The sequence below is a fragment of the Colwellia sp. BRX8-7 genome, assembly GCF_014077275.1.
Taxonomy (GTDB): Bacteria; Pseudomonadota; Gammaproteobacteria; order Enterobacterales; family Alteromonadaceae; genus Colwellia_A.
Genome location: NZ_JACGVP010000001.1, coordinates 117,293 through 137,281 on the forward strand (window position 1 = coordinate 117,293; position 19,989 = coordinate 137,281).

15 protein-coding genes and 1 pseudogene are annotated in these 19,989 nt (G+C 37.3%); 5 read left to right on the top strand and 11 right to left on the bottom strand.

Annotated elements, in window-relative coordinates:
- Positions 1 to 2: 2 nt before the first annotated feature.
- From H4J57_RS00500 to H4J57_RS00535, 9 genes and pseudogenes are all read right to left on the bottom strand, one after another.
- Positions 3 to 1,235 (bottom strand): flippase, encoded by a 1,233-nt coding sequence (locus H4J57_RS00500; protein WP_182241644.1) that lies wholly within the window; start codon positions 1,233 to 1,235, stop codon positions 3 to 5.
- Positions 1,232 to 1,507, bottom strand: coding sequence for a dTDP-4-dehydrorhamnose 3,5-epimerase family protein (locus tag H4J57_RS00505; protein ID WP_182241645.1), 276 nt, complete (start codon positions 1,505 to 1,507; stop codon positions 1,232 to 1,234). Before H4J57_RS00505 ends, H4J57_RS00500 begins: the two co-directional genes overlap by 4 nt.
- A 39-nt stretch (positions 1,508 to 1,546) precedes the next feature.
- Positions 1,547 to 1,674: pseudogene (locus tag H4J57_RS19885) on the bottom strand (ISAs1 family transposase); the annotation flags it as partial.
- A 177-nt stretch (positions 1,675 to 1,851) separates the two neighbouring features.
- The gene (locus tag H4J57_RS00510; RefSeq protein ID WP_182241646.1) at positions 1,852 to 4,095 is read right to left on the bottom strand and encodes a polysaccharide biosynthesis tyrosine autokinase; all 2,244 of its coding nucleotides are present in this window, start codon (positions 4,093 to 4,095) and stop codon (positions 1,852 to 1,854) included.
- 70 nt (positions 4,096 to 4,165) lie between these two features.
- Entirely contained in the window at positions 4,166 to 4,609 is a 444-nt protein-coding gene (locus H4J57_RS00515; protein WP_182241806.1) for a low molecular weight protein-tyrosine-phosphatase, read from the bottom strand.
- Between the two features lie 5 nt (positions 4,610 to 4,614).
- Positions 4,615 to 5,742, bottom strand: coding sequence for a polysaccharide export protein (locus H4J57_RS00520; RefSeq protein WP_182241647.1), 1,128 nt, complete (start codon positions 5,740 to 5,742; stop codon positions 4,615 to 4,617).
- Positions 5,743 to 6,706: 964 nt separating this feature from the next.
- Positions 6,707 to 6,991: a GIY-YIG nuclease family protein gene (locus H4J57_RS00525; protein ID WP_182241648.1), complete on the bottom strand. Its 285-nt coding sequence runs from the start codon at positions 6,989 to 6,991 to the stop codon at positions 6,707 to 6,709.
- Between the two features lie 13 nt (positions 6,992 to 7,004).
- Positions 7,005 to 7,298, bottom strand: coding sequence for a hypothetical protein (locus H4J57_RS00530; RefSeq protein WP_070374583.1), 294 nt, complete (start codon positions 7,296 to 7,298; stop codon positions 7,005 to 7,007).
- Positions 7,299 to 7,898: 600 nt separating this feature from the next.
- On the bottom strand, positions 7,899 to 10,598 hold the full coding sequence (locus H4J57_RS00535; RefSeq protein ID WP_182241649.1) for an SLBB domain-containing protein: 2,700 nt from the start codon (positions 10,596 to 10,598) through the stop codon (positions 7,899 to 7,901).
- 435 nt (positions 10,599 to 11,033) lie between these two features.
- Between H4J57_RS00535 and H4J57_RS00540 the strand changes: the two genes are divergently transcribed.
- From H4J57_RS00540 to serA, 4 genes are all read left to right on the top strand, one after another.
- A complete protein-coding gene (locus H4J57_RS00540; RefSeq protein ID WP_182221043.1) occupies positions 11,034 to 12,566 on the top strand; it encodes a peptide MFS transporter in 1,533 nt (510 codons plus the stop codon).
- 123 nt (positions 12,567 to 12,689) lie between these two features.
- Positions 12,690 to 13,292: a 5-formyltetrahydrofolate cyclo-ligase gene (locus H4J57_RS00545; protein ID WP_182241650.1), complete on the top strand. Its 603-nt coding sequence runs from the start codon at positions 12,690 to 12,692 to the stop codon at positions 13,290 to 13,292.
- 51 nt (positions 13,293 to 13,343) lie between these two features.
- Entirely contained in the window at positions 13,344 to 14,000 is a 657-nt protein-coding gene (gene rpiA, locus H4J57_RS00550; protein ID WP_182221045.1) for a ribose-5-phosphate isomerase RpiA, read from the top strand.
- A 107-nt stretch (positions 14,001 to 14,107) separates the two neighbouring features.
- Positions 14,108 to 15,337 (top strand): phosphoglycerate dehydrogenase, encoded by a 1,230-nt coding sequence (gene serA, locus H4J57_RS00555; protein ID WP_182218522.1) that lies wholly within the window; start codon positions 14,108 to 14,110, stop codon positions 15,335 to 15,337.
- Between the two features lie 1,224 nt (positions 15,338 to 16,561).
- Here serA and H4J57_RS00560 read toward each other — a convergent pair.
- Both H4J57_RS00560 and H4J57_RS00565 read right to left on the bottom strand, forming a co-directional pair.
- A complete protein-coding gene (locus H4J57_RS00560; protein WP_182241651.1) occupies positions 16,562 to 17,452 on the bottom strand; it encodes a L,D-transpeptidase family protein in 891 nt (296 codons plus the stop codon).
- A 68-nt stretch (positions 17,453 to 17,520) separates the two neighbouring features.
- Positions 17,521 to 19,017, bottom strand: coding sequence for a CYTH domain-containing protein (locus H4J57_RS00565; RefSeq protein WP_182241652.1), 1,497 nt, complete (start codon positions 19,015 to 19,017; stop codon positions 17,521 to 17,523).
- A gap of 328 nt (positions 19,018 to 19,345) precedes the next feature.
- Between H4J57_RS00565 and H4J57_RS00570 the strand changes: the two genes are divergently transcribed.
- Complete coding sequence (locus tag H4J57_RS00570) at positions 19,346 to 19,945, top strand: TIGR04211 family SH3 domain-containing protein (protein WP_182241653.1); 600 nt, start codon at positions 19,346 to 19,348, stop codon at positions 19,943 to 19,945.
- The last annotated feature ends 44 nt before the right edge of the window (positions 19,946 to 19,989 follow it).

Genomic DNA, 19,989 nt, shown 5'->3' on the forward strand with positions numbered 1-19,989 from the left:
ATTTACTTGACTAGTTTATTTCTTAAGTATATAAAAATAATGAAATCAGCAAACATTCTGACTGACCACGCTACAGCAGCCCCCACAAAAGCATACTTACTTATCAAGACATAAAGTAATATGAGATAAGGGAACAGTTGACATAATTGTGCAATAGTTGTCACCTTGGATAACCCTTTTGCTTGTAACAAGCAGTATGGGATTTGTGACATTGAACTAAATATAAAGCCAATGCACAATATTTTTAAAACTATAGACGCCTTTGAAAATTCACTCCCCAGCCAAACAGTAAGCAACCATTCAGAGAAAAGCATAACAGGTAAGGCCATCAATACAGACAAGATGAAAGTTAACATAAATGCTTGTGTGTTTTTATTTATGCTCATTTCATAAGAGGAAGAAGGAAATAGAGCTCTCGAAACAGCTCCTGGTATAGCTAACATTTTGCTAACTAGTTCAGATGGAGAAGAATATAAAGCAACTACCCCCGCACCTGACATGCTAGCTAAGATGAACCTATCAAAATATACCATAATCGGAATAATCAAGTTACTAATACTAATCCAGCCACCAAACTTTATTAACTCACTTGCTATTCTAGAATCATAAACATAATAGTAATTTTTATTAACTTCTATGTATATATACAATAATACAATTATAAACGAAATAATTCTTCCGACCAGAAGTCCTAAAAAGGCAGAAAAAAAACTTTCACCTACAAAGAGAAATATTACAGGTAAAATAGAAACCAAACTATTTCCTGTCAGTCTAATTAAGTTAAATTCTTTAAACCTTTCCTGTCCTTCAAAATATGACAGTAGTACAATATTTGCTATATAAATGGGAATAATAAATGTAAGTAGTTTAAGTGAATAATTTACTTCATCTACATAACTTTTAGAAATATTAAAAAAAGCAACTACATTATCAGTAAAGAAAAATAAAAGAGATGAGGGAATAATCGATAATACCAGCACTATTATGCTTGATGTTGATAATATAGTAACAACTTCTTGAATATCGTCCCTCTTTATTGCAATCGCTCTAGTTACAGCTCTAGACATTCCAAAATCAAATACACCAGAGTAACCAAGTAATGCAAATATTAATGTATACACACCAAACAACTCAAGTCCAAGTCCTCTCGACAAAAAACCTAAAGATGGTAAAGCTATAGCTGCGGGAATGATTACAGGCAACATATTCCACAGACTGTTTTTTATTAGAGTCATAAATTGAGAACTTGGGTTTTAGGTTCACTCCATGATAATGCACATGAATCTTTAACTGATAAAAATGATTCTGGTCCTATATCAACAGACCAATTTATATCCATCTTCTTGTCATCCCACTTAATCCAAATTTCTGAATTTGGGTCGTAACAATTGGTGCATTTATACAAAAAACCAGCATTCTCACTCGTGAAATAAAAACTACGTTCATCACCAAATAAGTCAGGCTCTATTATTTTCACATCGAGGATTTTTCTATCGATAGTTTTCATGTTATTTCAAATTTAAGTGAGGTGATTTACATGGGAAGATTACGAAACAGCTGATAAATAGCTTTCACTTCTTCCTGCTCATTTTGCTTTCTTTTGATCCCTGTTTTAAACGTTTGATCTTTATTCAGCAAATTTAACGCGACATGTCTTATTTTGGAAAATTTTTTATGTTGAAATCAGAATTAATTTCACATTATAAATTTATTTGAGAAACTATTAAATAAGACTGCTTCATGATCTTTCCCTGCCAAAGGGTCCGTATATTAATGCCGGATATTTTATGGTATGCATTTATCTCTAGTTTTATTTATTAGAAACTGTGCAGATAAATTTCCGCCTACGGATTATTTATCAGATTTATATTCGTAGTTAGCGTATCCGTAATAGCCGTAGGCGTTACTAGCCTTTTTAAGAACGCCATTAAATACCACACCTTTCACATCGATACCGTTTTGTTCAAAACGTTGGCGAGCGTAGTCTATTTCTTTAATACCATTTTGACCAAAGCGCGTAACAAGTAGCATGCTTCCCGCATGGCCGCCAACAATGGCTGGATCCGTGACCGCTAAAATAGGGGGAGTATCAATAATGATAATGTCGTACTTAGTTTTTATCTCTGCGATTAATTTACTAAAATTGGCATGCATTAATAGCTCAGACGGGTTAGGTGGTACTTGACCACGTGTAATAATGTCAAAACCTGCTACATCAGTCGATTTAGTAACCTGCTCTAACGTTTTTTGGCCTGATAAATATTCAGACAAACCGTTTTTCCATGCAAAGCCAAAATGCTTATGGATATAGCCCTTACGCATATCGGCATCTATCAACAACACTTTTTGGCCACTCTGCGCGAGCACTACCCCTAAGTTTGTTGATATGAAAGATTTACCGACACCTGGAGAAGGTCCAGAGATAGCAATAACATTATTCTTAGCTTCCATCATGGCAAAGTGCAGACTGGTACGCAGGCTACGCAACGCCTCTATAGATAAATCTGCTGGGTTATCTACGGCTAATACCTTTTTTCCTGCCTGCTTTTTTCGTTTCTTACCACTAATTAAATCTGACAATTTATCTTGATAGGCTGAAAAAGGCACACTGGCATATACTGGCATGCCAATCGCTTCTATTTCACTTGGGTCTTCAACCCCTTTATGAATGGCTTTTTGTATAAGTACTATCGCTATCGCTAACATACCACCTAGTAAAGTAGCCATAACCACAATTAATGCTTTTTTAGGTTTTACTGGCTTGGTAGTATTAACTTCAGCTACATCAATTATACGCACATTACCTACCGTACCGGCACGTACAATATCTAATTCTTGTACTTTACCTAGCAGCATCATGTAGATTTCGTTACCTACTTCAACATCACGGGTTAAGCCTAAGAGCTTTTGTTGCATTTCAGGTAAGTTAGATATTTTTTGTGCTAAGCCATCACGTTGTTTTTGTACGGCATCAATTTGTTCAACAATACCTTGGTAGTTAGGATGGGTACGTTTGAACTTTCGAGACATAGCAAGACGATTAAGGTCAAGTTCTTGTAACTTAGTATCTAACTCAACTATTTGCTCTAATACCCCTTGAGTTTCGAGGGTAATATTGACTGATTTTTGGTTTATTTGATAATCGTTAAATAAGGCTTCCGACACTTCTAATTGCTTTTTAATTTCAGGTAATTGTACTTCTAAAAAGTCGAGTGATTTTTTAGCTTCTGCTGAATTTCTATCAACATTTCTACGTACATATATTTCAGCTGCTTTGTTTAATACATTTTCAGCGTAAGCAGGTGTTTCATGCTGTAAGCTTAAATTAACAATACCTGAGTCTTTACCTTTTTCGCTGGCACCAATGGCTGCCTGTAAATCAACAATGGTATTTAAACGATCTTTGCGGATAACAGTAAATTCAGTACCTGCTCTTGCCGTTAACGCTTTAAGGGTAATACTAAAAATGCCATTAGTGAGTTCTTCGCCTACTTTACCTTGTAAAATAACTTCTTCGTTTTCTGATAAAAGTTTATACGTATTATTTTCGCCAGCTAGCACTATATACTCAAGATTAATAGCGTACTTAGGTACATCAAAGCGGAATACATCAATTTTTTCACCACCCCAAGCATAACTAACTGCACCAAAACTGGCTGGTGCCACATCGCCTGTTTTTGTCGGGTTGAATTTTCTAAAACTACGACCACCAATTATTGGGAATAATTTTGGCTTGGCAACAATATCTAGTTTCAACGCATCAACCGCTTCGCCGATAACAGAGCGCGATTTTAACAATTCAATTTCAGTTATTGATTTAGAGCTACTTTCAAACATGCCGGCCATGTCATCTAACCCAGGTACTGAAGCACCACTTTCTTCTACTTGAATCATTGCCGTTGCTTGATAGATAGGCGTTAAAAATATGGCGACAGCAACACCTACCAGCATAAATATAGCCGTAATAATACAGATAAAAAACTTACGATCGACTAACGCGCCAAAGAGTGACATTAAGTCAATTTCGTTCGCTTGTGCATTATTACTTTGCTGATTTTTGACTGTAGACTGAGCTATATTTTCATTAATTGACATATAAAGTGTACTTTTTAATAAATAATTCTGAATTTAAACTTTTTGTTTAAGGGTAAATTAAAACGCTAGTTTAAAGGTATTTGGTCCAAGCAGAACAGGCTTTATCAACCAATTGATAAACATGCTCAAACGCTTCATGACTTTGGCGATAAGGATCTGGAATCTCGGTATCATCGATCCATTTACCTAACAAGAAGGTTTTTCCTCTGGCCTGTGGATATTTACCTAACAAATCGGTTAAGTGACGTTCTTCCATCACTAAAATCAAATCATTTTCTGTAATTAATGTTGAGTTGAGTTGTCTGCCTTGGTGTGGGCTCATATCTATATTATTACTCAATGCAATACTCGTTGCCGTTGCTTCTGCGCTATTACCCACTAATGCGGTTAGTCCTGCTGAAGAAACTTTTATTTGGCTATCGCCTTTGTCTTTTAGCTTATCTTTAAGTAAGTATTCACCCGTAGGGCTTCGACAAATATTACCGGCACACACAACTAAAATATTATTAAACATCGCCATTAGAAAATAGTACCTTGATTTTTAATCGTTGATATATTTTCAAGTGCAGCAATAGTGGGTACAAGTTGGCTGATTAAACGATTCCAACGCGCAATAGGTGCTGTGGTAACGTAAACGATATCGCGAGGCTGTAATTTAAATTGATCGGCTAATACCAGTGCAATTACATTTTGTGCATGTAATTGATAAACATCAGCAATGATGCCTTCTTGGTTGTCTGGGCGTTTGCGTAAAACAAAAACACCATTAGCATTGGCTGTTTGCTCGTTTAAACCGCCTACGTCACTTAACGCTTCAGCAAGGCTTAAGCCATAACGATTAATTTCAATGCTACCGGCTTTGTTTACATCACCAAGAACAAATACTTTTTGATTGTCTGTACGATTTACATGAAGGATATCACCGTGTTTTAGTAAACGGTTTTGACTGATATCACCTTTGGTATAAAAGTCATCTAGCTTAATGATTTCGGTTTGATTGTTTCGTGTAAAAGTGACTGTGCGCCAATCGGCTCTTTCACTTAAACCGCCAGCTTGGTTTATTGCGTCGATTAACGTCAGTGGAATTTCGGTAACTGGGTATACGCCTGGCTTGTTTACTTCGCCGGTAACATAAGCTCTTTGGCTATTAAAACCGACTACTTTTATATCTAGTTGTGGCTTTTCAATAACTCGGCTTAGTTTTTCTACTAATATCGCGTGTAATTGTCTAATGGTTTTACCGGCAGCAGGTACATTCGCGGCATAAGCGTAGGTAATTGTACCATCAGCTTGAATTCTAAAACCGTCGAATGCAGCAGTTCTTTGAACAGCTGCTGGAATAGTAAGTTCGGGATGGTCCCAGACGCCAATAGATAACACATCACCAATACCAAGCACATAATCATAACCTTCGATTGACATTGGATTGTATTTTTTGGCTTTAGTGAAGGCTTGTTGGTTGTCTTTTAATTCAGAGATAAGCGCTGAATCGATCACCGAAATACTAACATTCGATAAGTCTTGCGCTAGCGTAGAAGTTTCAGGTTCAACATCAACCCCTTCCATATGACTGCCAGGGATCATACTACAACTACTCAGCATCAATAATGACAATGAGACAACTAGTTTTTTAGAGTATTTTAACATCGTGTAAGTTTATTCAATCCTTCGCTAAGTGAGTCAACTGCCGTGTTGTTTTGAAATTTTTTGATGTTTATTGTAAAAACATCTTAACAATGCGTACAGTTTTCGCTTTATTATTATGGCCATCTTAATGCCGGAATAGTCAGCAGACAAATATAATTGCATGCTTTCATCTAAACGATATATACATTTCAATATATGAACGTATAAGGCCTAGATAGTTAAAGCTGTATTGCGCAGAATAATACGCAAGTTATTAACTATTGTCTAGTCAGAAAAAAGGAAAGTATGGGAGTAACTGAGTTGTTTCCTTGTGGTGCTGGATTTATGTCAATTTCTGGTTTGGGCACGTTGCTGTTTGTCGTCATGTTGATGGCGTTATGTTGAGTTTATTTCAGTATCTCGTTTAGGTGTATTGCCCTTCTGGCGTCATGCTGAATTCATTTCAGTATCTGGGGTTGGTTGAGTAAGTGCAGATCCTGAAACGAGTTCAGGATGACGGTGGTGGGGTCTGGCTGATGGTGTTTGAGTCTGGTTGACGGTCGCTGGGTCTGGTTGAAGGTGGCTGGGTCTGGTTGAAGGTGGCTGGGTCTGATTGACGGGCTTCATACGTAGAGTTACGTTGCCCTTTTGGAATCATGCTGAATTCATTTCAGTATCTGGGGTTGGTTGAGTAAGTGCAGATCCTGAAACGAGTTCAGGATGACGGTATTGGTGGCTGGCTTATAGTGGTTGTGTCTGGTGACGGTGATTGTGTCTGGTTGACGGGCTTCATACGTAGAGTTACGTTGCCCTTCTGTCGTCATGCTGAATTCATTTCAGTATCTGGGGTTGGTTGAGTAAGTGCAGATCCTGAAACGAATTCAGGATGACGGTGGTGGGGTCTGGATGACGGTATTGGTGGCTGGCCTACAGTGGTGGTGTCTGGTTGACGGTGGCTTGGTCTAGATGACAGTGGTGGTGTAGCTTAGAAATCTTTGCTCAGATCTAGCCAATTAGGGTTTATTTGTTCTATTAAATTTTTCTTCCAGGCCCTTCGCCAGTTTTTAAGTTGCTTTTCTCTTGTTATCGCATCGTACATAGTTTCAAATGACTCAAAATATACTAATTTATTCAGGTTATATTTATTGGTGAAGCCTAATGTCAGTTTAGATTTATGTTGATAGACCCTTTGAACTAACTGACTTGTTACACCTATGTATAGTGTCGTGTTTTTTATATTTGTCATTATATAAATATGAGGCTGTTTCATATTGACAATCCTGTTAGTAAATAAATTTTTTCGCTAATTTAGATATTTCAGGCCAATCATTGTTGATAAGAAATTGTTTTTGTTTTTTAGACCACCTTCTAATTTCATTTTCTATCAATCTTGCTTCTTGTTCAGTTTTAAATTTCTGCTGGTGGACAAGTTTGACTGGGGGCGTTATTTCAGTACCTAAAAGAAGTTGGTTATATTTATCGTATTTCGCTAACACAATGCCAAGTTCATCACAGCAGCCAGTGTGGTAGCTACCATCCACCGACTGTAATATATAAATATAAACTAATGTATTCATACCAACTCCTTTTGTTAACATTATTTTTACATGTTGTTGATATTGTAGTTGAGCTTTATTGTTTTGTCAGGTTTCTCATATGAAATTAAAATACTGTTTTGGTATTTTTGTTTTTTGCGTTCTAAGTACAGATCCTGAAACGAGTTCAGGATGACGGGTTTGTGTTTAGGATGGTGGTGATTGTTAAGGGTTACTGTGGTTGTTGAGAGTAAAGGTGGTTGTTTAAGAGAACCTTGCTCGCTTTACTCTTTTTTCGTCATGCTGAATTCATTTCAGTATCTGGGGTTTGGTTCTAAGTACAGATCCTGAAACGAGTTCAGGATGACGGTTTGTGTTTAGGATGACGGGTTACACAATAAGGATGACGGTGGTGGTGTCTGGCTGAACGTGGTTGTGTCTGGCTTACCGTGGTTGTGTTTGGATAACGGTTACGCAATTAGGATTACGGTTTACAGTGCTACTATGATGGTGGGTTGTTCTTATTGGCTGAGCTGGTTTATGTTTGGGTTTTATTCAACAATGTAAAGTCCGATAAAGATCGGACTTTACTTATTTGTTTTGTTAAAAAATTATCTATTTTTAGTTTTTATAAAACAAGTATTAAAGTCCACTAATTGCCGCTATGGCAACCGCTGTGTTATACATAATTGTTGTCGCTGTTGTCCACAAGGTTAAGTTGTTCATGTACTCTGAATCAAGTGGTACAACAATTGAATCACCCGGTTTTAAAGCTGAGTCAGCACCGCCGCTAAACCAATTGCTTTCTTCAAACATTTGGATACTACCGTTTGACGAAATAATATAAATTCTCTCATCATCGGCACGTTTTTTTAAGCCGCCGCTTTGCGTTATATAATCTTCGACACTGCTTGATGAATCAAACATGTGTGAGCTATTCACTTGCACTTGTCCCATGACATTAATTGAACGATTCTGAGTTGGGATGTAAAGTACATCGCCACCCTCTATCGCAATATCATAATCATTTTTGGCTATAACTTGCGGTAAATTAATGACTAAACGCCCTAGCGGTTCTACCTTAGATAGGTCTGCTAATAACGATTGAATTTCACTATATGAAGTTACCCCGCTGTTACTTGATAAAGACTTAGTTGCCATTTCAATACGTAAGTCGGCACTTACTTTCATTAAGTTTTGTCTTTCAAGTTGTTTTAACTTTGTTCTTGAAAAAACAGAGCCATTGGGATCTGCAAAATCTGTTAATCCTCCAGCTTTAAGAATAATACTTGATAAGCTGTCTCCACGACGGACTGTATATTTACCCGGAAAAAGGACTTCGCCGCGCAACTCTATAACATGGTTTTCACTCCATGAAGGGATACGGTGAATGTTAAGGCGATCTTTACTTTTTAGCAGAATATTGTCTTCATTAATATTATTGAGGGCATTCACTAAATGAATATTTTTAGAGATTTTTACAGAGTTAATTCCACTCATTTCATTACGTGTTAACTCAGCTCTTGATAAATAAGCTGACTCTTTAACGCCACCTGCAGCTAAAATTAAATCGATTACCCGAGCCCCTTTCCCTAATGGATATACCCCTGGAAATTTAACTTCACCATCAATTTCAATTAACTTTACCGCTTCACCGGCTCCCGCTTGGTATCGAAGCTTATTAACAATAGGCACCAGTAAACGTTGGCGAGAAAACAATGCCATTTCACGAATTGTTACGTTTTCATGCTCTGCACCACTGTTAATATTATTGATAGAAGTATAAATCTTTTCATCTTTGGTCTCAGCCATAACATCATTTTGCTCATGGGTTTCCCAAAACTCTTTCTTCTTACTCGTTTCAATCGCTAAATTTCTTTCTTTCGCTAATAACTCTTCTTGAGTGTAGGCGAGCTCGTCTAATAAGAATTGCTCTTCAGAAAACTTAAAGGCTTTAGAAAAGATGATAATTTTATCATTACTGCTGAGTTGAATATTGCTCTTAGAATTTTTATCAGCAAAAACATTAGCTAAATTAAACTGTAATATTTCAATATTACGGGCACTATCAATTTCTCTAACGACAATGCCGTAATTTAAATCGGCGTAAGGTAATAGGTGAGCGTCAGCATTGGTAATAACATCGGATAACAACATATTTTGTTGCAACTGGTATTTACCTGGACGCGCTACGGCGCCTATTAAAGTAATTGAATCAACATATAAGTCTGAGCTTTTTAACACTCTAATAAAATCGCCCGCTTGAACTTTTTCAGCTTTTTGGGCTTTATCAGATAAATCAATATTTAGGATACTGCGTAAATCGCTTTTGTTATAACGCTCTACGATGGTAGATTTTGGGTAAGCCGCGGGTAAAAGTCCGCCAGCCATTTTAATGACATTAGAAAAGTCGTCTGATTGGCTCAATTCATAAATAGCAGGACGTCTTACTTCTCCGGCAATTGACACAGACTTGCCTTGAGGGGGAATAAAAACGACATCGCCTGATTGCAACAAAATATCACTTGATGAATCACCTTCAATTAATAAGTCATATAAATCGACTTGTTGAATTAGGTTCCCTGAACGTTTTACTTGAATATTTCTTAATGAGCCAATATCACTGACGCCACCAGCAGCAAAAATGGCATGGGTAACTGAAGATAATGAACTTAACGTATAGGGGCCGGGTTTATAAGCTTCACCTAAAACAAATATACGCATAGAACGTAATTCGGCTAAGCTGACCACCACATTAACACCAATAATTTTTTGTTGAATTTTATTAACAACAAAAGTCTTTAATTCTGAAAATGTTAATCCTGCAACACTAATGGGGCCCAGATTAGGAAAAACCAACTCACCTTCACGTGTCACCGTTAATTGCATTTCACGATTTTCTTTACCAAAAACCTGTATTGAAACTGAGTCTCCTGTACCTAAGATATACCCTTCTGGAATGGCAATATCCATAACCGGAGAAAATGTTGTTGGTGAATTTGCAAATACATCTAAACCAAACCGTGGCAAGGTCTTAAAAATCGCTTCAGCTTTCTCTGTTTCTTCGGCATCTTTGGCTTTAAGGTTGTCATTATTGAGGCTATTTATATCGCGTGGCATTACCTGTGTATTAATAGCCGAGTTTTGTGTATTACTTCCTGATAACTGAGCCTCAATAGCATTTAAATCTAAGCCCATACTTTTGGCTAATGCTTGTTGTTGAGATTTAGGTAACTTTTTAAATTGTTCAATTTGCTGAGCAGACACTTGCTGGGCATGTAAATTTAAAGAAAGCGCAAAAAGTAAAAAGGTTGCTATAAGATAGCGAGTAATGTTCATCATTGGGGCAATAAATTTCCTATAAATGCGAGGTATAACATTAGCTAAATACTCATAAACCATAAAATTAATAATGGCCAAATATATCGACTAAATAAGTTCTAAAATTAACGTTTGGAGTTTATCAGTAACAAGCTATTGAATAAAGTAACTTGCTTACCTTTTATAACGTCACATAATTAATTTTGGGGAGTCTGTTTATTATTTTTCTTTCTAAAAGTATCAAAAGTAACTAAAACATTACATCTGCTTAATCAAATCTCGGTGCCAAACTATTGCCTTTCATGACAAGCACAGGTATAACACACGCTGACTTTCGCAAATAAATTTGACAATAATTACAGCGCAAAGAACTTATTTCAATATTTTAAAATGTTTTTAGCGAATTAAAATAATAATATTTAACTGTAATTTACACTTATCTTAGAGGAATTTTTTATGAGCAAACCTGATTCAGGTTCTTTTTTTGGCCATCCGGCAGGGTTACAAACGCTGTTTGTTACAGAAATGTGGGAGCGCATGAGTTATTACGGTATGCGTATGCTACTTGTATTATTTATGACCGCTACTTTACAAGAAGGAGGCTTAAGTTTAACCGTCGCTTCTGCAGCTGCTATATATGGTTTATATACTGGTAGTGTTTATTTTATGGGCTTACCTGGCGGTTGGATAGCTGACCGATTAATTGGTGGTCAAAAAGCAGTTTGGTACGGCGCAATCATTATTATGATTGGCCATATCATCTTAGCTATTCCGAATGACACCACCTTTTTTATTGGTTTAATCGTCGTCATTTTAGGTACGGGTTTATTAAAACCAAATATTGGCGCTATGGTGGGTCAATTATACTCAGATGAAGATGTTCGCCGTGATAGTGGTTATGCCATTTATTATATGGGCATCAATTTAGGTTCAGTTATTGGCTATGCAGTTTGTGGCTACTTAATGGAAAATGTTGGTTGGCATTGGGCGTTTGGCGCCGCAGCTATTGGTATGGCATTAGGTTTAATTCAATACAAATTGACTACCCCTAAGCTTCAAGGTATTGGAGAAAAGCCAGTATATCCTATGTCAGAGAAAGCACAAAAAACCAGCTGGACAATTATTGGTATTGTTTTAGCGGTTATTGCGTTTGTTACCTATGCTACTTTTCAAGGCATTATTACTATTGTTCCTGTAACTGTCGCTCAATACGTTGCCGTAGCATTCTCTGCAATTTTCGTTATTTATTATGCGGTAATATATTTTGGTAGTAACCTAACGCAAAATGAAAAGAAAAAACTCTGGGCATTATTACTTATTTGTATTGCATCAGCTTGTTTTTGGTCGGGCTTTGAGCAAGCGGGTTCGTCGATGAATTTATTCGCGCGCGATTATACTGACCGCGTCATTGGATCATTTGAAATACCTACCGGTTGGTTCCAATCTGCAAATTCCTTTTTTATCGTTTTACTATCACCCTTTTTTGCTGCTTTATGGATTAACTTAGGTAAAAGACTGGTAAGTCCTTCTTATGGCATAAAGTGTGCTGTTGGACTAATCATCATGGCGAGTGGTTTTATCGTGATGTTTTTTGCTGCACAATACGCTGCTTCAGGAATGAAAGTTGCCCCTTACTGGTTAGTAGCAACTTACTTCCTACATACAGTTGGTGAGCTTTGTTTAAGCCCTGTAGCACTTAGTGCGGTAAGTAAATTATCACCTAAACGCTTTGCAGGACAAATGATGGGCGTATTTGTATTAACTTATTCAATAGGTAATATAATTTCTGGTTTATTAGCCGGTAATTACGATCCAAATAACGTCGCGCAAATACCTTCGCTTTATATTCAAATTAGCTTATTTAGCATTGGTATTGGTTTAATCATTTTGTTGATTGGTTTCAAATCTAGATTTTGGGAAAATTTGCCTGATGATTCAGAAGCATCTACGACTAACGCAAATGGTTCAACGGCAACGACTAACGCTTAGTTAACTGCCCGTCATCGTTAAAGTGATTTTGAAAGCCAACATTTATTGTTGGCTTTTTTATAGCTAATTTTTACTGTAACTTACTTGTTGTCGTTAGGCTTATTTTATAGGGGATTAAATATCATGAAAACAAGAGATGTGCTTCGCCAAGAAATTCGCTATCAACGCAGTTTATTAAGCGCTGACCAGCAAGCAGAACAATCACTTTTATTATCTAAAAGACTCATTAAAGAACAAGTAGTCAAAGGCGTTAAACACATTGCGATTTATTTAGCTAATGATGGCGAGTTAAATACTCAGCCTTTTATTGATTGGTGCTGGCAAAATAACATCACCGTATATTTACCGGTAATACATCCTTTTAGTAAGAATAATTTACTATTTTTAAAATATGCTGAGACGTCTATTCTCGTCAAAAACAAATATGGTATTTTAGAGCCTAAGCTTAACGTGCAAGATATAATAACGGTCGCTGGGCTTGATATTATTTTTACTCCCTTAGTCGCCTTTGACCGATATGGTAATCGCTTAGGCATGGGTGGTGGCTTTTATGACCGAACACTTTCGGCTTGGCATGCTCAATATCAACAAAACAAACAAGCTAAACCCTTACCAATTGGCTTAGCTCACGATTGCCAAAAAGTTAACACGATTCCTTTTGAAAGTTGGGATATTCCCCTGCCTAAAATTATCACTCCAACCACCAGCTATAACTTCGATATTTAATCATCTGCTGATATACTTCTACCTAATTTCCCCTCGCTAATTAGGATTCACATGACACAAGATGAAATGAAGAAGGCAGCAGCCCTTAAAGCACTCGAATTTATTAAAAACGATACCATTGTTGGCGTAGGCACCGGGTCTACTGTTAATCACTTTATTGACGCCCTAGCAACAATCAAAGACGACATTGAAGGTGCAGTTTCTAGCTCTGAAGCGTCGACTCAAAGATTGAAAGCCCATGGTATCGAAGTGTTTGAATTGAATAATGTCGGTAGCGTTGATGTTTATGTTGATGGCGCCGATGAAATTACTGAATATCTGTCGATGATAAAAGGTGGTGGTGCTGCACTAACCCGAGAGAAAATTGTCGCGGCCGTAGCAAAAACATTTGTCTGTATTGCCGATGAAAGTAAACAAGTAAAAATGCTAGGAAAATTTCCTTTACCGGTAGAAGTTATTCCTATGGCACGAAGCTATGTAGCGCGCGAACTTGTTAAGTTAGGTGGTGACCCGGTTTATCGTCAGGGCGTAATTACTGATAACGGTTGTGTAATTCTTGATGTGCATAACTTAGAGATACTTGATCCTAAAAAACTTGAAAGCGATATTAATGCCATTGTAGGTGTTGTTACTAATGGTTTATTTGCACTACGTGGCGCTGATGTTTTAATTTTAGGCACTCAAGATGGCGCAAAACTCATAAAATAAATCTTTAGAGTTTATACACTATATGCTAGTTTAGAAATCTAGCCATCTAAACACTTTATATTTGGTTAAGGCAATGACCACTATAGTCCTACATGAGATATTAGAAAATGAGCAATAATTCATTAGCAAAAGAAAAAATTAAGATTTTATTACTTGAAGGTGTCCACCCGAGCGCTGTTGAAGAGTTAAAAATGAAAGGCTACAGCAATATTGAATGTATTAGTACATCGCTTGCTGAAGAAGATTTGATCAAAAAAATTGCTAATGTTCACTTTATTGGTATTCGTTCTCGTACTCAGTTAACTGACCATGTACTAAGCCATGCAAAAAAACTCGCGGCTATTGGTTGTTTCTGTATAGGTACTAACCAAGTTGAAATTAAAGCGGCACAAAAACGTGGCATTCCAGTCTTTAATGCCCCGTTTTCAAATACACGATCGGTTGCCGAACTAGTATTAGGTGAAACCTTATTATTATTACGTGGTATTCCTGAAAAAAGCGCAAAAGCTCATCGCGGTGAATGGAATAAATCTGCGGCTGGCTCGGTAGAAGCTCGTGGCAAAACCTTAGGTATTATTGGTTACGGCCATATTGGCATGCAATTAGGCATTTTAGCTGAAACCTTAGGTATGCGAGTACGCTTTTATGATATCGAAACCAAACTTCCTTTAGGTAATGCGAGCCAAGCATCAAGTTTAAAAGTTTTATTAAAAGAAGCTGATGTAGTTAGCTTACACGTACCTGAAACGGTTCAAACGCAAAACATGATGGCAGCAAAAGAATTTGCACTCATGAAAGACGGTGTTATTTTTATCAATGCTTCTCGTGGTACTGTCGTTGATATTGACGCATTAGCTGAAGCGCTTAAAAGTAAAAAAGTCGCTGGCGCAGCAATCGATGTTTTCCCTGTTGAACCTAAAGGTAATGATGAAGAGTTTATTTCACCATTACGCGCATTCGACAACGTTATTTTGACACCACATATTGGTGGTAGTACGAAAGAAGCCCAGTCGAATATAGGCTTAGAAGTTGCCAGCAAAATGGCAAAATACTCTGACAACGGCTCAACACTTTCGGCTGTAAACTTCCCTGAAGTTTCTTTGCCTGGTCATACGGGAACAAGCCGCTTATTACATATACACCGCAATCAACCAGGCGTGTTAACTCAAATTAACCAAGCATTTGCTAAGCACAATATTAATATTGCCGCACAATACTTACAAACAGACGATCAAATTGGTTATGTAGTTATTGATATTGAAGCACAAGATAGTGTATTAGCATTACGCGAATTAAAACAAATTGACGGCACAATACGCGCACGTATTCTTCATTAGTTTTCTGAGTATTTAGCGTAAACAATAAAAAACGAGACTTAATAAGTCTCGTTTTTTTATTGCCACATTAACGATCCATCATTTGACCGTGTAACAAAACCGAATACAGCCCCGATAATACTGAAATGAACGAACTTGTAGTCATACTGAATTTATTTCAGTATCCATTCCCGTCATGCTGAACTTGTTTCAGTATCCATTCCCGTCATGCTGAATTTATTTCAGTATCCACTCCCGTCATGCTGAATTTATTTCAGTATCCACTATCGTCATGCTGAATTTATTTCAGTATCTGGTCTCGTCATGCTGAATTTATTTCAGTATCAGGGCTTTGAGTTGTTAAGGACGAGATCCTGAAACGAGTTCAGGATGACGGAGTTTGGGTTCATTCTGATGGAGTTTGAGTTCATACTGATGGGGGGTTGGGTTCACACTAAACTTGTTTCAGTATCCACTATCGTCATGCTGAATTTATTTCAGCTTCCATTCCCGTCATGCTGAATTTATTTAAGTATCTGGGCTTTGGGTTGTTAAGGACGAGATTCTGAAACAAGTCCAGGATGACGGCGATTGGGTTCATTCTGATGGAGTTTGAGTTCATGCTGATGGGTGTTGCGTTGAAGCTGAATTTATTTCAGTATCCATTCCCGTCATGCTGAATTTATTTCAGTATCTGGGCTTTGGGTTGTTAAGGACGAGATCCTGAAACAAGTTCAGGATGACGGCAGTTGGGTTCATGCTGATGGAGTTTGGGTTCACACTGAACTTGTTTCATTATCCATTCCCGTCATGCTGAATTTATTTCAGTATCTGGGCTTTGGGTTGTTAAGGATGAGATCCTGAAACAAGTTCAGGATGACGGCGATTGGGTTCATTCTGATGGAGTTTGAGTTCATCCTGATGGAGTTTGAGTTCATCCTGATGGAGTTTGCGTTCATGCTGATGGGTGTTGCGTTGATGCTGAATTTATTTCAGCTTCCATTCCCGTCATGCTGAATTCATTTCAGTATCTGGGCTTCTAGTTGTTAGGTACAGATCCTGAAACAAGTTCAGGATGACGGCGTTTGGCTTCATTCTGACGAAGTTTGGGTTCATTCTGACGGAGCTTGAATTCATCCTAACGAAGTTTGAGTTCATCCTAACGGAGCTTGAATTCACCCTAACGAAATTTGAGTTCATCCTAACGGAGTTCTATTTCATGCTAATTTACAATATCCCTTTAGCTCAATTTAATGATACGACTACACCTTCTGGATTAGCTAGTAGTGAACTCACTTTCTTTAACATTTGAACATCATTACCGATAAAATGTTTTACTGCTTTTGTCATCGCTAATTCAACTTCGGCGCCATCATCAGGTGTCAACGGGCGATGTACTTCTATCTTTTTGCCTTCCTGTTCATAAGACATTTTAATGGGCTGTTCGAATATGCGAATAGGTGTGCCTACGGGAATGTTATTATATAACCATTCTATGTCATCATCGTACATACGAATACAGCCAGAGCTTGCTCGCATACCGATACCAAAGCGCTTATTGGAGCCATGAAGTAGGTACTCACTTGTGCCAATACGTAATGCATATTTACCAAAGGGATTATTGGGTCCTGCGGGTACTTCTCTGACCATCTCTTTGCCATGTTCGGCAAAATAACGTGCGCGCATCTCTGCTGTTGGACGCCAACTCGGGTTTTTACGTTTGTCGCCAATAGTACTGGTTAAATGTGGTGTTTCTAGTCCTTCTCTACCAATACCCACAGGGAAAACGTAAACTAATTTCTCTCCTTTCGGGTAGTAGTACAAGCGTAACTCAGCGAGATTAATGACAATACCTTCACGCTTACCGAAGGGTAGAAGCATCTGTTTAGGAATAACAATATTATCATCAAGAGCCAATAAAAAAGGATCAACACCGGGGTTAGCGGCAAGTAAGGCAAAAAAACCTACATTATAATTTTCAGCTAAAGCTTGAAAGTAATCGCCTTTTACTGCTTTATGGATAATATCCTCGCCCACTAACCTTGAATTGGCGGCTGGGAGATTATAAACACTCGCCAAACTTACACAGGTAATAAAACTACTTAACAATAAACTTAATTTAACAACCCACTTCATTAATTTATGACCCTACTAATTATCTTCAACATTATCTAAAACCTTTCTCTATTCGAACCGATAAACAGCTATGACTCATCTAACCAGTACGGCTTTGTTAATAACGCCATATTTCTGGAGCTGTCTAACGCAATAAGTAACCCTTCAACTTTGCTTCCTTGCCACAAAACGAGTTTTTTAGGTTTTTCATCTAACGTTTGTAGTTGCTGGTGAATAATCCATAATGTTTGTAATTCACTGATCCCTTGCTGAATGTCCAACCAAGGTGCTCGATAGTGTTTACGTTCTTCTTCATCAAACAATAAACCAAACCAAGTTCCTGTCAGTAAACTTCGGTTTAACAGTTTTGCTTGTGATAAGTATTGCTCACTACTCAGCGACTGCGCTGGTGTGCTATCAGCAAATAACACCGCCATACTTTTCGTTAAACTTTGCTGCGCAAAAGGTAATAAAGAGTCACTAAACTGTGTATCTTCAGTTAATAGCATTTCCAATAAATGAGCCTGCAGGGTATTAAAACGCTGGCCATGCAATAATTCGATGACATTTTCGCTAGTGGGGAGACGACGTTTCTCCATTCTTAGTTGTTCTACCAATTGTTCGCTGTAATTTAACTTGCGTCTATAATTACCCGTTTTATTAGTAAGCTCTTGTAGGTTAACGGCATTATCAACCCACGAGAGTAAGTGCACAAAATAGCTTAGTTCATCACGAATTTTTACGGCTTCTTCGGGCAGATAATCTGCAAATAGCCAAAACCCGTGGCGAATTAACGATAAAGTTTCTGTTATTTTTTCTAGCTCGACTAAGCTTGGCGACGTTATATAGTATTCAATATGATCATGTAGGTTAACTAGGCAATAATTGATACCGGTAGAAAAGGCATTAGAAATAGAGTGACTACGGTCAATGGGAAGAATATCTGTAATATTTTTTTTATAATTAACGGGGATGTTTTTCCATAAACCATAGCCACGAGCCGCTTTACTTTGGCTACTTGGCCTAACAAGCAGTACAGAAAATAATAGCTTGGCAAGCAACAGTAAATCTGAGGTTATGCCACTGACAAGTTCTAGTTCGAGTTCACAAATTTTAACACTGCGACCATCACTACTAATATCACCTTGATCGAAGGCAACTTCTACTACGGTACCCGACGATAAAGTAACTAACCAAATAATACGGGTAAAGTCCGTTGAAAAAAGGGGGATTAACGATTCTTGTAACTGCTCTACCTTTTGAGTTGACTGCCAAATTTCATTTGGGAACAAGGAAAGTTCAGGGAAGTTATTAACAATATTAACGTTATACTCTGGTCGCTGATGTAAGCCCCCAATTACCACCCCTGCTGTTTTTATGGTTTGCTCTAACTTTCCGTCACAACCTCTAATTCTTAGCCCCATATCATGATGGCGAAAATCTAAATTAGTTGTATCGTAATAGCAGTTCGATAATTGCTTTGTTACACAGCTAAATGACAGCTGTTTTGTGGTGAATAACTGGGTGATTTTTTCTTGAGTATTATCACTTGTAACAAAATACTTAAGCTCAATTTCGGTAACCATATTCTTCCAATAATTTGTTTTATTATGTCAACACAGTAAGTTTACAACAGCGACATATGAAAACAAATAGCCAATGCCAATTCCCATAAGTTTCTTTTATATAATATAGCGATATACAAAAAATTTAACTTACTGCTGATGCCCTAACAAACTTTTAGTAAAAACTATCATAATGAATTAGCTATGTAATATCTTGTTTACAAAATATTGAGAACACTTATTTATTTTATCAATAAAACCTTAATGTTCGTAAACTTAACTTGCTATCAATCCGCCAAACCCCTAGTATTTTGCTATGCATAATTTTATAAAGGTTAATGGTAGTTTCATGAAAATAATAAAAGCTTTATTGGTTGGTTTAGTTCTCAGTTCATCTTCCCCTCTTTTTGCAGAAGACAGCCCAACCAACCTTCCTTCTGGCTATATTTCAGACGATTTATTTATTTATATGCATTCAGGAGCGGGTAATAATTATCGAATTCTAGGAAGTATAAACTCAGGCACTGAAGTGAAAGTAACCGGTAAAAGTGAAAATGATTACACTGAAATCATTGATGATAAAAATAGAAACGTCTGGGTTGAAAGTAAGTATCTATCATTAAAACCCGGCTTACGTTTTGTTATTGCCGAGCTTAATGAAAAATTAGCCAATACCAGCAGCAATACTGACAGTATGTCAGAGGAACTTTCCCAAAGTAGAAATACTATTCAAAACCTTAGCAGTGAAAAAGCCCAACTTAACAATGAAATAAGCCAGCTTAATAAAACGCTGATAACGATACGAGCCAAGTTAAAAGACCAAGATACCAATATCAAAAAAGAATGGTTTTATAATGGCGCTATAGTGTTAGTTATTGGCTTACTTTTAGGTTTGATTCTGCCAAGATTAACTTCTCGCCGCAAAGGCTCAATGGATAATTGGAAGTAACCCCTATTATGTTAGAAAAACTCGCGTATAATCACCGCGATTTT